The sequence below is a fragment of the Glutamicibacter sp. NPDC087661 genome, from assembly GCF_044743275.1.
Lineage (GTDB): Bacteria > Actinomycetota > Actinomycetes > Actinomycetales > Micrococcaceae > Glutamicibacter.
In genome coordinates, this window is sequence record NZ_JBIUWE010000001.1 from 233,630 (window position 1) to 247,723 (window position 14,094).

At 60.7% G+C, this 14,094-nt stretch carries 11 protein-coding genes; 6 read left to right on the forward strand and 5 right to left on the reverse strand.

Going from position 1 to position 14,094, the window contains the following annotated elements; all coding sequences use genetic code 11:
* The 3 genes from ACIOTN_RS01105 to ACIOTN_RS01115 all read left to right on the forward strand — a co-directional run bounded on the left by ACIOTN_RS01105 (position 1) and on the right by ACIOTN_RS01115 (position 3,735).
* Positions 1 to 1,083, forward strand: a complete 1,083-nt coding sequence (locus tag ACIOTN_RS01105; RefSeq protein WP_105656918.1) for an alpha-ketoacid dehydrogenase subunit beta — start codon at positions 1 to 3, stop codon at positions 1,081 to 1,083.
* Positions 1,084 to 2,475 carry a dihydrolipoamide acetyltransferase family protein gene (locus ACIOTN_RS01110; protein ID WP_402734703.1) on the forward strand — a complete coding sequence of 464 codons (1,392 nt, stop codon included), beginning with the start codon at positions 1,084 to 1,086 and terminating at the stop codon, positions 2,473 to 2,475.
* Positions 2,476 to 2,709: 234 nt separating this feature from the next.
* On the forward strand, positions 2,710 to 3,735 hold the full coding sequence (locus tag ACIOTN_RS01115) for a hypothetical protein (protein ID WP_402695874.1): 1,026 nt from the start codon (positions 2,710 to 2,712) through the stop codon (positions 3,733 to 3,735).
* Positions 3,736 to 3,759: 24 nt separating this feature from the next.
* On the opposite strand, the gene ACIOTN_RS01120 is transcribed toward ACIOTN_RS01115, so the two are convergent.
* The gene (locus ACIOTN_RS01120; protein ID WP_105656915.1) at positions 3,760 to 4,623 is read right to left on the reverse strand and encodes a phosphatase PAP2 family protein; all 864 of its coding nucleotides are present in this window, start codon (positions 4,621 to 4,623) and stop codon (positions 3,760 to 3,762) included.
* 80 nt (positions 4,624 to 4,703) lie between these two features.
* Between ACIOTN_RS01120 and ACIOTN_RS01125 the strand changes: the two genes are divergently transcribed.
* The 3 genes from ACIOTN_RS01125 (at position 4,704) to menD (ending at position 9,789) form a co-directional block, all read left to right on the forward strand.
* A complete protein-coding gene (locus ACIOTN_RS01125; protein ID WP_402734704.1) occupies positions 4,704 to 5,699 on the forward strand; it encodes an o-succinylbenzoate synthase in 996 nt (331 codons plus the stop codon).
* A gap of 125 nt (positions 5,700 to 5,824) precedes the next feature.
* Positions 5,825 to 7,942 carry a PhoX family protein gene (locus ACIOTN_RS01130; protein ID WP_402734705.1) on the forward strand — a complete coding sequence of 706 codons (2,118 nt, stop codon included), beginning with the start codon at positions 5,825 to 5,827 and terminating at the stop codon, positions 7,940 to 7,942.
* 155 nt (positions 7,943 to 8,097) lie between these two features.
* Positions 8,098 to 9,789: a 2-succinyl-5-enolpyruvyl-6-hydroxy-3-cyclohexene-1-carboxylic-acid synthase gene (menD, locus tag ACIOTN_RS01135; RefSeq protein ID WP_402734979.1), complete on the forward strand. Its 1,692-nt coding sequence runs from the start codon at positions 8,098 to 8,100 to the stop codon at positions 9,787 to 9,789.
* 70 nt (positions 9,790 to 9,859) lie between these two features.
* On the opposite strand, the gene ACIOTN_RS01140 is transcribed toward menD, so the two are convergent.
* The 4 genes from ACIOTN_RS01140 to ACIOTN_RS01155 form a co-directional block, all read right to left on the reverse strand.
* A complete protein-coding gene (locus ACIOTN_RS01140; RefSeq protein WP_133833593.1) occupies positions 9,860 to 10,642 on the reverse strand; it encodes an amino acid ABC transporter ATP-binding protein in 783 nt (260 codons plus the stop codon).
* Positions 10,643 to 10,655: 13 nt separating this feature from the next.
* A complete protein-coding gene (locus tag ACIOTN_RS01145; protein WP_105656910.1) occupies positions 10,656 to 11,447 on the reverse strand; it encodes an amino acid ABC transporter permease in 792 nt (263 codons plus the stop codon).
* Positions 11,448 to 11,545: 98 nt separating this feature from the next.
* Complete coding sequence (locus tag ACIOTN_RS01150; protein ID WP_133833594.1) at positions 11,546 to 12,334, reverse strand: ABC transporter substrate-binding protein; 789 nt, start codon at positions 12,332 to 12,334, stop codon at positions 11,546 to 11,548.
* Between the two features lie 166 nt (positions 12,335 to 12,500).
* On the reverse strand, positions 12,501 to 13,838 hold the full coding sequence (locus ACIOTN_RS01155; protein WP_402734706.1) for an isochorismate synthase MenF: 1,338 nt from the start codon (positions 13,836 to 13,838) through the stop codon (positions 12,501 to 12,503).
* Between the last annotated feature and the right edge of the window lie 256 nt (positions 13,839 to 14,094).

Below are 14,094 nucleotides of genomic sequence, written 5' to 3' on the forward strand. Positions count from 1 at the left end.
ATGACTGCTACTACTTCGCGCTTGAACCCGAACGTCAGCGCTGCCACCGCACGAGCCGCAGCCAAGGCCGCCAATGAGCACCAGCCGGTGACCTTCGGCAAGGCCTTGAATACCGCCCTGGCTGATTCGCTGGTTGCCGACAACTCGGTAGTGATCTTCGGCGAGGATGTGGGAACCCTTGGCGGCGTTTTCCGCATCACCGACGGGCTGACCGCACGCTTTGGTTCCGAACGCTGCTTTGACACCCCGCTGGCCGAATCCGGCATTGTCGGCATGGCCGTGGGCATGGCCATCAACGGCATGCGACCGGTTATCGAGATGCAGTTCGATGCATTCGCCTACCCGGCGTTCGAGCAGATCGCTTCGCATGTCGCCAAAATGCGCAACCGAACCCAGGGCAAGCTGAACCTGCCGATGGTCATCCGCATTCCGTACGCCGGCGGCGTGGGCGGCGTGGAGCACCACTGCGATTCCTCGGAAGCCTACTATGCCCACACTCCAGGGCTGAAGGTCTTCACGCCCTCGTGCGTAGAGGATGCCTACCTGATGCTGCGCGAAGCCATCGATTCGGATGATCCGGTGGTCTTCTTCGAGCCGAAGAAGCTGTACTGGTCCAAGGAGCAGGTGGACTTGGCGCAGCTGGCCGAGCAGTACGAGGCCAAGAAGAGCGCTAGGACCGAGGGCCAGGCGCGCATCGCCCGTCCGGGCAGCGATGCCACGCTGATTACCTATGGTCCAAGCGTTTCCACCGCATTGGAAGCTGCCAAGTTGGCAGCCGAGGAAGGCATCAGCCTGGAAGTTCTCGACATCCGGAGCATTGTGCCCTTCGATGACGAGACCGTCTGCGCATCGGTGCGCAAGACCGGACGCGCTATCGTGGTTGCCGAAGCCCAGGGCTTCGCCTCGGTAGCCAGTGAAATCGTGGCCCGGGTGCAGGAGCGCTGCTTCCACTCGTTGGCCGCTCCAGTGCTTCGCGTGACCGGATTCGACATTCCATACCCGGCCCCAACGCTGGAAAAGTTCCATCTTCCAAGCGCCGAACGCATTCTCGACGCGGTTGACCAGCTTCAGTGGGAGGCGTAAATGAGCATCAAGACTTTTCTCTTGCCAGACCTTGGCGAAGGCCTGACCGAAGCCGAGCTGGTGCGCTGGATGGTTGCCGCCGGTGACGTTGTCGCAGTTGACCAGCCCATAGCGGAGGTGGAAACCGCGAAGTCGCTGGTGGAGATCCCTTGCCCGTTTGAAGGCGTAGTGTCGACCCTGCATGGGGACGCCGGCCAGATGATGCTGGTGGATGAGCCTTTCATCTCCGTGAACACCGGCGGCGAAGAAGCTGAAGCGCCTGAAGCCGAACGTGCGCAGTCCTACCGCGAGGAAGAGCGTGCTGGCACCCAGGTACCTGCCGAAGAATCAGCAGAAGCCGATGAGGGTAGCGGCAATGTGCTCATTGGCTACGGCACTTCCTCTGCCCAGCGCAAGACCAGCCGTCGGCGCAAGCCGCGCGGCGGGGTAGCTACGCCAGCGGCACAGGCACCGGCCGAAGCGGCCCGCGTGATCAACCCGCTGGTACGCAAGCTGGCGCGGGATAACGCCTTGGATATCACAACGGTTCGAGGCTCTGGTCCAGAAGGGCTGATTCTGCGCACCGACGTGGAAGCCGCCTTGTCGGCTGATGCGGCGGCCGCTGCGCCGGCAGCACCGGCCCCGGCTTCCGCAGCCGCGGTGCCCGCTGCACCAGCCCAGGCTGGCGGGGCGGATTCGAAGACCGGCCTGCCGGTCGCATCTTCCCAGGTGCTCTCGGGCGTGCGCAAGACCATCGCCACCGCGATGAGCACTTCGCGCCGCGAGATCCCCGAGGCTACCGTGTGGGTGGATGTCGATGTCACCAAGCTGCTGAAGCTGCGATCGATGATCAAGGAAGCCGAAGGCCAAGCTCCAAGCGTCATGGCACTGATCTCCCGTTTCGCGGTGGCCGGCTTGCGGCGCTTCCCTGAACTGAACAGCCGCATTGAGGCTGAAGCTGATGGGGGCTTGCGCCATACCCTCTTCGAGGGCGTGAACCTCGGGTTCGCAGCCCAGACCGGTCGCGGCCTGGTTGTGCCGAATGTGCGCAACGCCCACAAGCTGAACGCCAAGGAACTGTCAGCCGAGTTCGCTCGACTGGCTACGGTGGCCCGCGAGGGCAAGGCCGGTGTCGCCGACCTGTCCGGCAGCACCTTCACCATCAACAACTACGGCGTGTTCAATGTTGATGGCTCCGCGGCCATCATCAACTACCCGGAAGCGGCCATTCTGGGGCTGGGGCGCATCATCGAGAAGCCGTGGGTGGTCAATGGCAAGATCAAGGTCCGTTCCATCTGCGAGATGACACTGAGCTTTGACCACCGGGTCTGCGATGGCGGAACCGCTGCCGGCTTCATGCGCTATGTTGCCGACGCGATGACGGATCCAAAGACTGCGCTGGCTTCGCTCTAGCGCCTACTGTGCGCAGTGCTCGCTCTCAAGAGTGATCTTGATGCCCGTCGAACCTCACGAGGATTGACGGGCATCACCCTTTTTGCTGATATTTCATCTATGTTCGATCATTTATCAGCATGTCAAATATAGGTTGCTAGAATTGAACCAATTATTATTTCTATGATGGAAATATGTTGGGTTGCTTTCCAGCCGCTTATGACGCGGGCTAGGCAGCAGGAACAGGGGATTGAGATGTCAACAGCGGGGACCGGAATCAAGAACCGGCCATTCATCTACCTGCTGCTCCTGCTACCGACGGCCATTGTGCTGGGCGCCTACGCCCTGCTCGCCGGCAAACTGCCGGAAATGACCGCCACTCACTGGAGTTCGACCTATCCGGACGAGTTTACCCGCACCGCGGTGTTTGTTCCCGTCTGCATCGGGCTATGCATTCTTGGTGCCATCACCGGAGTGATTTCCTTGGCGCTGCGCCGCAAACCGGCACTGCTCATGGTGCTGCTCTTCGCCGGCGGGTTGCTCTCCTGGAGTGCAGCTGGCGTATTCGTCGGCTCGGCGGTGCCTACAGCGCTCGCCGAGACACCTGAAACCGCAGTGCTGGGCGGCATGATGGTTGTGCTGATTGCCTGCTCGCTGCTGGGCATTGCGCCACTGTGGGTCAGCGGCATCTACCAGCAATACACCAGGCAATCCGTTGAGGCCCGCCAGGCACGAAGTGATGCAGCGCAGGGCATCCAGCGGCCTGTTGCGGCGGGGACACCAGTCATGGCACGGCAAGAATTCAATCAAACGATGGCAGCACCGTGGTGGACGTGGCTGCTATGCCTGGTGGTGTTCGTGGCGCTTTTCATTGCTGTTGCGTTGCCGCTGCTGACCGGTGACAGCCAAGATGGCGACTGGGTGGGCTTCATCGTTGCCATGACCCTGTCGGCCGTGGCGTGCGTATCGATTCTGGGTTTGATCTGGATTCGGGTATCGATCAGCGGTGATCGCTTCCGGGTATCATCAGCGGTCTTGGGGTTCCCGATGCGAACCATCAAAATCGACGAAATTGAATCTGCGACCAGCGAAAAGATCGTTCCCATGATGTGGGGAGGCTGGGGCTGGCGAATCATTCCAGGCGGTTCGGCCATCGTGATGAAAGAACACGAAGGCCTCGTTTTCGAACTCAAGAACAAGAAGCGTTTCGCCGTGACCATCCCGGAATCGCAGCAAGCCGCAGACTTGCTCAATGCCCGTATGGCCTGCGGGAAACAGTAGCGAATAACGTTCTGGGCCTGCGCCCTACTTATTGAAGGTGCGCATGGGCCCGATAACCACCGAGCGCAGCACCAAGCCGGATACCAGCGAAGCGGCCACGACATGGATGATCCCCAATGCCGCGTAGACCAATTGCAGGAACTCCGGGATCTTCTGGATATGCGGGTGCGGCAGGAGGAACGAGAGCCCGATTACCGCAGCCCAGACAACCAGGCTGCCGGCCCCAACTTTCCTCGACCAGGTGCCCTTTGGCAGTTCATGGCTCAGCGGCTGGATGCGCTGGAGCACGACCGAGGCCAAGACCATCCAGAATCCGGCCACCACGAAACCAGCTGCAATGTCACTTGGACGGTGCCAACCGCAGATCAAAGTGGCCACCCCGGTCACCGTCGCGAACAACCACGCGATCGGCTGGACTACCGGACGCAGTTTCGGTGGTGAAACCAGGTACATCAGTCCCATTGCGGCGGCAGCGGCGGTGGTGTGTCCTGAGGGAAAAGAATTTCCTGTGGTGCCGAAGTTGAAATCCGGGCGGGACAAGATCTCGTGCTTGAGCAATTGCGTGCTGCCCGCTGCGGCTGCGGCCGCGATGACCGCCACGATGGCCCGCAGGAAGCGCCGGTCTCGAATCACGCGATACAGCAGGAAAACTGCCGCAATGATGCCGCAGATTGCCGGCAAGAGATTCAGGAATTCACGGATCGGATTAATCAGGTCCGTCCGGGGCCACCATTGCGACCACGCTATGAATCCAGCCTGATCGGCCCATTGCCCCACACGCTGCTGGACGAAAAATACGTATTCGAGGCAGAACAGCGAAATCAGCAACAGCAGAGCCCACCACCACCTGATATGGTGCGGGCGCGCGGATGCTGGATTGCGAGGCATATCTCTAGGGTGTCATATCCGGCACGGGGAACGGCACAGTTCAGGCATGTAACTATGCCCACCCTCGATAGGCTTAGAGCATGAGTGTTGAACTTCCGCCCCTTGAAGATCTGCTGGCAAATTCCCATGTTGTCCGGTTGCCGATGCGTGTGAAATTCCGTGGTGTCACCCAGCGTGAAGCGCTGCTGATCAACGGGCCGGAAGGTTGGGGCGAGTTCTCCGCATTTACCGAGTACGGACCGGCCGAAGCCTCACTGTGGCTAGCCGCCGGAATCGAGGCCGCTTACCAGCCGTTCCCGGAACCGTTGCGCACCAGCATTCCGGTCAACGCCACCTTGCCTGCAGTTGCGGTAAAAGATGTCGGAGCGGTTCTCGAACGCTATGACGCGCCGCACACCATCAAGATCAAAGTGGCAGAAAAAGGCCAGGGGATCGAGCAGGACCTGGCGCGTGTAGCTGAGGCCCGTCGGCTCTACCCGCAAGCAGCGCTGCGCGTGGACGCGAATATGGGATGGGATATTGCCCAGGCGGTCCCGGCCTTGAAGGCCCTGAGCGAGTACGACCTGCAATACGCGGAGCAACCAGTGCCTGGCATTACCGGGCTGGCAGAAGTCCGCGAGCAACTGCGCAACGCCGGCAACCCCTTGAAGATCGCCGCTGATGAAGCGGTGCGGAAGCACACCGACCCCTTGGAAGTCTCGCGGTTGGGCGCCGCAGATCTGATGGTCATCAAGGCCCAACCGCTGGGCGGCATCGGCGCGGTGCTCGAAATTGCCAAACAAGCGGAACTGGATGTTGTCGTCTCCAGCGCCCTGGATACTTCGGTAGGGCTGGCCCAAGCCGCCGCCTTAGCCAGCGCGCTGCCAGAACTGCCCTATGCCTGCGGCCTTGCGACGGGCACCTTGTTCGCCGAAGACGTATGTGCCGAGCCGTTGCTGGCCACCGCTGGGTACTTGCCGGTGCGTCGCATTGAGCCGGATCACCGGAAATTGGATGGCTTGCGTCCGCAAGAGGCGCGCGTGCGCTGGTGGCTGCAACGCCTGGAGTCCTGCTATGCCGAGCTGACTAGGGGATAACCTCAGGCAAGAATCTATTTCCCCGGCGTTAACCTTTGCGTTGCATTTAGAACACTTCCAAGTGAAAACCTCAGTTCGAGTCATTCCCCTGACAATGAGCCACATACTGAGGAAGTGAGCGGATCATGAATCCAACCCGTACCCTTTTGCCAATGCTGGGCCACACCCGCGGCGGTCGTTCTGCAGCTACTTGCCACTTCAAGTGCGCCGACGCCTGCACCAAGCCAGATTGCAACACTTCGTCCAACGGCTACTTCAAGGACATTGCCGACAAATCGCTCTCCCGCCGCAGCATGCTGGGCCTGGGCGCCGTCGGTGCTTCAGCCCTGGTCATCGGCCCGCAGCTTTTCGGTGCAGTCGACGCTACCGCGGCACCACTGGTTCCAATGAAGCCAGGCAAGGGCGGGCACCTTTCATTCGATGCCATTGAGCCGGTGTCGCGTTCGGTGGATACTGTTTCCGTTCCAGAAGGCTATGACTGGAATGCCATCATCCGCTGGGGCGACCCGCTCTTCAAGAACACCGCGGAATTCGATGCTTCCAAGCAGTCCGCCCGCAAGCAGGCTGAGCAGTTCGGCTACAACTGCGACTACCTGGACATCATTGTCGACAAGTACTCGGGACGCACCGGCGTGCTGGTTGCCAACCACGAATACACCAATGAAGACATGATGTTCGACTCGGCTTGGTTCGAAGCGAACCAGGAAGAAGCCCGCAAGATCGCGATGAACGCGCATGGCTTCTCAGTGGTTGAGGTCAAGCGCAAGAAGAATGACAAGAAGTGGAGCTACGTGCAGGGCGGCGAACGCAACCGCCGCATCACCGCTAGTACTGAATTCCGGGTCGATGGCCCAGCCGCAGGCAGCGACCTGCTCAAGACCGCCGCAGATCCAACCGGTACCAAGGTTCTTGGCACCTTGAACAACTGCGCCGGAGGCACCACCCCATGGGGCACCGTACTCTCCGGTGAAGAAAACTTCGACCAGTATTTCCGCGGCAAGGGCACCGCCGAGGAATCCCGCTACGGCATTGGCACCGCCGCGACCGACCGCGGCTGGGAAGAAAGCGACCCGCGCTTCGGCCTGCACAACGAAGGCTTCGAAAACGAAGCCAACCGTTTCGGCTGGGTAGTCGAAATCGATCCGCAGGACCCTTCGTCCACGCCGGTCAAGCACACCAACCTGGGCCGTTTCAAGCACGAGGGCGCCAACGTTCGCATTGCCAAGAACGGCAAGGTTGTTGCCTACTCCGGCGATGACTCGCGCTTCGAGTACCTGTACAAGTTCGTCTCGAAAAACACTTTCTCCAAGCACGATCGCAAGCACAATATGGGCTTGCTCTCCGAAGGCGACCTGTACGTTGCCAAGTTCGCCGGCAACTCTCCAGCTAGCGAGATCGACGGCAGCGGCGCAGTTCCGTCTGATGGTGCTTTCGACGGCATGGGAACCTGGCTGCCACTGGTGAAGAACGGCGAATCCAAGGTGGAGGGCATGGGCATCGACGAGGTGCTGGTCTACACCCGCCAAGCAGCTGACAAGGTCGGCGCCACCAAGCTGGACCGTCCCGAAGATGTTGAGCCAAGCCCGGTATCCGGCAAGGTCTATGTGGCACTGACCAACAACACCGACCGCGGCAAGGACGGCAAGGAAGGCGCAACCGAGGTCAGCCCACGGGTACGCAACCGCGACGGCCACGTCTTGGAAATCACCGAAGCCGGCAACGACGCCACCGCCGCGAAGTTCACCTGGAACATCTTGCTGGTTGCCGGCGATCCAAATGTGAACGGATCGACCTACTTCTCCGGCTACCCAACGGACAAGGTCTCGCCAATTTCCTGCCCGGATAACCTGGCATTCGATTCCAAGGGCAACCTGTGGATCTCCACCGACGGCGCCCCTGGCACCATCGGCTACTCCGATGCACTGCACAAGGTCACCCTGACCGGCAAGGATCGCGGCCGTGTCGAGCAGTTCCTGGCCGTGCCAACCGGTGCAGAGACCTGCGGCCCGCTGATCCATGACAGGGACAACTCGGTCTTCGTCGCGGTGCAGCACCCGGGTGAAGGCGGCAGTTTTGCCAGCCCTACCTCGCTGTTCCCGGACTTCGTGAAGAACGCAGGAGGAGCCGGCAAGGGCGAGTTCTACGGCCCGCGCCCATCGGTCGTCCAGGTCTTCAAGCAGGATGTGAAGCCGGGCAACGGCAAGGGCAAGGGACACGACAAAGGCAAGGGACACGACAAATAAGTCGGACTAGCCCGCAGTGCAAGGGCGTCGGCAGGATCCTCTCCGGGATCCGGCCGGCGCCCTTTGCCGTTCCAAGTCGGTTGACCGGCACGTCAAGGCATAGACTTGGATCATTGCCTTCAGCTTTGGAATCTAAGGAGTCATGCGGCGTGGGAATGCAGCAACCTGGCGAGCAACGCGCCATCACTACAGCTCGCCATGTGCTCTCCGCCCTGATCAGTGCCGGGATCAGGGATCTGGTGATTTCTCCCGGTTCGCGCAGCGCGCCCTTGGCCTATGCTGCAGCCGAGGCAGAAGCCGCGGGGATCCTGGATATCCATGTACGCATCGACGAACGCTCCGCGGCCTTCATGGCACTGGGCCTCGCCCAAAGCACCATGCGGCCGGTAGCCCTCGCCGCCACCAGCGGCTCGGCCATCGGGCAAATGCTGCCGGCAGTAATGGAAGCCAACCACACCGCGACACCACTTCTGGTCCTTTCTGCCGACCGTCCCGATGAACTGCACGGCACCGGAGCCAGCCAGAGCACGCGCCAGAAAACCCTCTTTGGCGAGCACGTTCGTCTGGCCGCCAATGTCCCCGCTGCGGCAGATCCGCAACACGAGGTCCAACGCGCATTACTGGCCTTGGCCGGTGACCAGCACACTGCCGCAGGTCCGGTCCAATTGAATCTGCAGTTCCGGGATCCGCTCACCCCTGCACAGGACGAGAGGATCGAGAGCCAAAGCTGGACGGCAGTTGAGCCGGGGCAGTGGAAGGCACACGACCAGCTGGACAGAGCGAGCTTGCCGGTCCAGCAGCTGAAGCCACGCCGGAGCATTGTCGTCGCCGGGCATGGCGCCGGGCAGGAAGCGCAACGATTCGCCCATGGCCTGGGGCTGCCATTGTTTGCCGAGCCATCTTCCAACGCACGGTTCTCGGCCAACGCCATTGGCCACTACCGTCCCCTGATCACGGCGGGCATGGACCGCATTGAACGCGTGGTGCTCTTTGGCCGTCCGACGTTGAGCCGCCCGGTGGGCCAGCTTCTGGCCAACCCGGCGATCGAATCGGTGATTTGGCAGCCTCAGCCGGTGGCCTGGTATGAAGCGGGCCGGCGTCGCGAAACCCCGGTCAGCTCTTGGAGCGAATTGCAGGAGTTCGCCGGCACCGGTGCAAAGGGGTGGCTGGAAGCATGGCAGCAGCTCGATGCCCAGGCCTTGGCCGTGCGCCAGGGCCTCAGCCGCGAATCGGCGATTAACGGGGTAGATGTCGCCGACGCCATTTGGGAACACGCACCAGAAGTTCTCCTGCTTGGCTCATCGAATATAGTTCGCGACTTCGACTTGGCGGCCCGCCCCGCGCCCGGACGAACCATGACCGTGCATGCCAACCGCGGCCTTGCCGGAATTGATGGAACCATTGCCACCGCCTTGGGCCTGGCCCAGGGCGGCAAGCGGCGCACACTGGCGGTAATGGGAGATATCACCTTCGCCCATGACGCCAGTTCGCTGTCCTGGACCCCCGGCGAGGAGCAGCCAATGGTGGATATCGTGGTCTACAACGACGGGGGAGGAGCAATCTTCTCCACACTGGAGCACGGAGCCGTGGATGCCTCGGGCCGCTACGCCAATGCGGTGGAACGCCTCTTTGCCACGCCGCAGCAGCTGAGCCTGCCTGCGCTCGCCGAAGCCTATGGTTGGCAGTACGCCATGGCGGCAAGCAAGGAAGAGCTTAGCGCCATCTTGGCTGCAAGGCAGCCGGCGAACCTGCGCCTGATTGAAGTGCCGGCATCACGGAGCAGCCTGCGCGCGGAGAATCTTGAGTTGAACCGGAAGATCGGGCAGCTTTCCTGGCCAACGACCTAGGGCAAAAGAAATTCCCCTGCCTTGCCCGTCGGCAAAGACGGGCAACGCAGGGGAATTTTTGCAGTTGAACTCAGATATCCACGTGCGTGGGATCGAGCACGCGACGCAGGAAGTCCTGGGTACGTGGCTGCTGCGGATTGCCAATGACATCCACGGCCTTGCCTTCTTCCACCACGACGCCACCGTCCATGAAGAACACGCGGTCAGCAACTTCCTTGGCGAAAGCCATCTCGTGGGTGACCACCAGCATGGTCATGCCCGCTTGGGCCAGATTCTTCATAATGGACAGGACCTCGCCCACGGTCTCCGGATCCAATGCACTGGTTGGCTCATCGAAGAGCATCAGCGTTGGTTCCATGGATAGCGCTCGGGCAATGGCCACGCGCTGCTGCTGGCCGCCGGAAAGCTGGTCGGGGTAGCGATCGCCGAAGTCGCCCAGGCCTACACGTTCCAGATTGCGCAACGCGACCTTCTGGGCGTCGGCCTTCTTGCGCTTGAGCACCTTGATAGGGGATATCGTGCAGTTCTCCAGCACGGTCAGGTGCGGGAAGAGGTTGAACTGCTGGAAGACCATGCCTACTTGCTGGCGCATCTTGTCCAGGTTCACATCGGGATCGGTGACATTGAAGCCACCGACCATAATGGTTCCTCCGTTTGGCTGCTCCAGCAAATTCACGCAACGCAGCAGAGTGGACTTGCCTGAACCGGATGGGCCGATCAGGCAGACAACCTCGCCCGGAGCAACATTCAGGTCAATGCCCTTGAGCACTTCGTTGCTACCGTAGGACTTGCGCAGTCCGGTGATTTCCACGCCCGAAGCATGGACTGAAAGTTCATTGGTGTCAGTCGACATTTTCAAGTCCTATCTATCGCTTGGTCTTGGCGGCGCGGGATTCAAACTTGCGGGCCACCAAGCTCAGCGGGATGGTGATCACCAAGTAGAACAGGCCGGCGACGACCAACGGGGTGATGCCGGCATCGATTTGCGAGATGCCGTCACGGCCAAACTTGGTCATTTCGTACTGGGCCATCGACGCACCGAGGATGAATGCCAACGAGGTGTCCTTGGTCAGCAAGATGATTTCGTTGGTCATGGGCGGCAAGACGATCTTGAACGCCTGCGGAATCACGATGGTGACCATGGCACGCCACGCTGGCATGCCCAACGAACGGGCAGCTTCGGTCTGCCCCTTGGGCACCGCCTGCAGGCCTGCACGCAGGGTCTCAGCGATGTAGGCGGCCGAGACCAGGCCCAAGGCGCACATGACATTGACCGGCTGCGGCCACTGGGTTCCGAACGCCTGAGGCAAGCCGAAGCCGAAGGCCAATAGGACCAGGATGGCTGGAATACCGCGGAAGAATTCGATAAATGCAGTGGCGAACCAGCGATATGGCGCGAAGGACGCCATTTTCATCAGGGCCAGAAGCAGACCCAGGATGAGGCCGAAGGCGAAGGAGATGATCGTGTAGAAGATCGTGTTCTTCAGACCGACCAAGATCATGCCAGGGAACATCGGTCCCAATTTGTCGAAGGAGAAGAAGGCATAAATGGCCTTGTTCCAATCAACGGCCAAGACCAGTGCGATGATCGCGATGATGAAGATGGCGATTTGAATGGTCTTGCTCATGCGGGCGCGCTGACGTGTAGTCATTGCCATGCTTGATTACCTCTCATAAAGGAAGCGGAAGCTGGACTGCCAACCTGTGGGTGCAGTCCATGCCCCCGCTTGCCTTGGAATCAGTTGATGCTCGAGAATTACTTCTCGCCGAACCACTTCACAGTCAGTTCTTCCATGGTTCCTGCATCGGCCAGCCGCTTGAGGGTGCCATTGACCAGTTCCAGGGTCTTGGGCTGGTCCTGCGGAACTGCAATGCCCAGCTGCTCGCCGGTCTTGAAGTCGGCCACGACGCTGAAGCCGTCCTTATCCTTGATCGCGTAGCCCAATACCGACTGGTTGCCCAGCAATGCATCCACTTGGCCAGCCAGAAGTGCCTGGGTTTGCAAACCGGCATCCTCGAAGCCAACGATGTTGCTCAAGCCCTGTTCCTTGGCGTACTTCTCGCCGGTGGTGGCCTGCTGGACGCCGACCTTCTTGTCCTTGGCGGATTCAAGATCCTTGATTTCAGAACCGTCAGCCGAAATCAGCACCAGATCGTCATCCATATAAGGGGTGGAGAAGTCCATCTTGGCCGAACGCTCTTCGGTGATCGATACCGAGGAGATCGCGATATCGCACTGGGTGCTGAACAGGCCGGATTCAATGGAGTCGAAGCTGGCGTCGATGACGTTCAGATCCAGTTCTGCATCCTTGGCAATCTCGGCAGCGATATCCATATCGAAGCCGACGTTCTTGCCGTCCTTGACGAATTCGAATGGTTCGTAAGGAATGTCTGAGCAAATGGTGAGTTTGCCTTCGTTGAGCGGGAAGGAACCAGCTTCGGCTTCACCTTCGGAACTGGAGCCGGAACCGCAGGCGGTGAGAGCCAGCAGTGCAACGGACGTGACGGCAACAGCGGAGGCGAACTTCTTCTTGAGACTACGCATAGGATCAGAACCTACTTTCGGGTTATGCGAGTGGATCAGTGCGTAGCCACAATCATAACCGGGGCAACACTAGGCTGAGATTCACCTCACACATGTCGCGTCGAGGCTAAGTATTATTTATGCTCAGTGCGATCCTAGCGGCCTTGATCCGCTGTGCAGCCTGCGCCTACTCGGCTCGGAGGGCTTGGCGCATGGGGCGCATCTTTGCCCATGATTCGGCTAGTTCATCCTCGGGCACCGAGCCCGGAACAATGCCGCAACCCGCGTACAGGCGCATCAGCTTTTCGTCTTCCAGGATTCCGCCACGCAGCGCGATGCCGAATTCGCCATCGCCACGGCTGTCAACCCAGCCCACGGGGCCGGCATACGGTCCGCGGTCCATGCCTTCCAGCTCGCGCAAGAGCACGCCAGCCTTCTTGGTCGGCGTGCCGCACACGGCAGCGGTCGGATGGAAAATCTCGGCAACATCCAGTGCGGTAGGCAGAACGCCGGCGGCATCGGCGCGCAGCTGGGCGCGTACGTCGCTGGCCAAATGCCAAACATTGGGAAGCTGCAGAATAAAAGGTTCTTCCGGCGCGCTCATGCCGTGCGAAATGGGATTCAGGGAAGCCGTGAGCGAATCTATGGCCAGCTGGTGCTCGTTGCGCTGCTTCGGATCTTCAAAGAGGTTGCGGTGCGCGAAACCGGGGTCCTCGGCGCCAGTGGCCGCGCGGTCCAGCGTGCCAGCTAATACGCGGGCCTCGGCCAAGCCGTCGGTAACGCGCACCAGCATCTCCGGGGTAGCGCCTACCAGGCCGTCCACTGAATAGGTCCAGCAATTGCCATAGTGCTCGGTCAGCGCATCGATCACGCGGGCAAGATTGATCGGGGTGGAACTATGCGCCAACACATCGCGGGCCAGCACCAGCTTGGAAATTCCGCGTTCCTCGAAACGGCCCAGCGCCTGATCCACGGCATCAAGGTAGGAACCGGCGGTCAGCTGCCCGCTGGTCAGTTCGATGCTGCCCGGTTCGCTCGCTGGCAACGACGCATCGGCCATCGCGGCTTCGGCGCGTGCCAAAGCCTGCTGGTAGGTCAGCCCGTCGAGTTCCTCTGCGCTGCCGGTGATGGTAATCCAGGACTTTTCCTCATCGCGTCCGATCACCAGCTGCGGGATCACCATGCGCGATTCGAAGACGCTGGTGAAGGAGAACGCAAAAGAACCGAAGGACACCAGGCCGCTGCCGGGGCGGGCGATCGGGTCAATGATCTGTGCCTGTTCGATGACCTGTGCAAGCCAGGCGCGGGCACGTGCAAAGCGCTCTTCGCCGTGGGTGTGCAAGCGGGCCGCAGTGCCAAAGCCAACCAGACCGTGGCCGTTGCGGGTCCAGACCAAGCTTCGGTGACGCAATGAGTCGGCAACCAGTGTTTCGGGGGCATCAAGGTATTCAAAGGTGATGCTGGTGAGAACAGGAGCCGACGGCTGATGAGCACTGGCGCTAAGAACGGGCGAATCTGCAGACATGATAAGGCTAAGCCTACCGCGCAATGCCGGGGGAAAAGGCTTGCGGGTGTCCGTGGTCACCCCTGTGAGATCGGCCGGGTCTGGTGAGAAGTGCCGGGGGAACCCGGTAAACTCTAAAACGACCTCCTAGGTCGCTGGTACCAGACCGGTATGCCCGGTCTGGCCATGCCAGCAATGTGCAGTGGAAAGCATCGGCTAGAGTGAAGAGATGTTTGCGTGCATCTTGCAGGCAGATTGCCTTCGCCTACCGCGATGG

Excerpts from the sequence above, each read along its gene's own strand:
- ACIOTN_RS01130 (WP_402734705.1), top strand. The coding sequence starts at position 5,825 with ATGAATCCAACCCGTACCCTTTTGCCAATGCTGGGCCACACCCGCGGC.
- ACIOTN_RS01150 (WP_133833594.1), bottom strand. The coding sequence starts at position 12,334 with ATGCGTAGTCTCAAGAAGAAGTTCGCCTCCGCTGTTGCCGTCACGTCC.
- ACIOTN_RS01125 (WP_402734704.1), top strand. The coding sequence starts at position 4,704 with ATGAGTGTTGAACTTCCGCCCCTTGAAGATCTGCTGGCAAATTCCCAT.
- ACIOTN_RS01110 (WP_402734703.1), top strand. The coding sequence starts at position 1,084 with ATGAGCATCAAGACTTTTCTCTTGCCAGACCTTGGCGAAGGCCTGACC.
- ACIOTN_RS01140 (WP_133833593.1), bottom strand. The coding sequence starts at position 10,642 with ATGTCGACTGACACCAATGAACTTTCAGTCCATGCTTCGGGCGTGGAA.
- ACIOTN_RS01145 (WP_105656910.1), bottom strand. The coding sequence starts at position 11,447 with ATGGCAATGACTACACGTCAGCGCGCCCGCATGAGCAAGACCATTCAA.
- ACIOTN_RS01120 (WP_105656915.1), bottom strand. The coding sequence starts at position 4,623 with ATGCCTCGCAATCCAGCATCCGCGCGCCCGCACCATATCAGGTGGTGG.
- ACIOTN_RS01105 (WP_105656918.1), top strand. The coding sequence starts at position 1 with ATGACTGCTACTACTTCGCGCTTGAACCCGAACGTCAGCGCTGCCACC.
- menD (WP_402734979.1), top strand. The coding sequence starts at position 8,098 with ATGCAGCAACCTGGCGAGCAACGCGCCATCACTACAGCTCGCCATGTG.
- ACIOTN_RS01115 (WP_402695874.1), top strand. The coding sequence starts at position 2,710 with ATGTCAACAGCGGGGACCGGAATCAAGAACCGGCCATTCATCTACCTG.
- ACIOTN_RS01155 (WP_402734706.1), bottom strand. The coding sequence starts at position 13,838 with ATGTCTGCAGATTCGCCCGTTCTTAGCGCCAGTGCTCATCAGCCGTCG.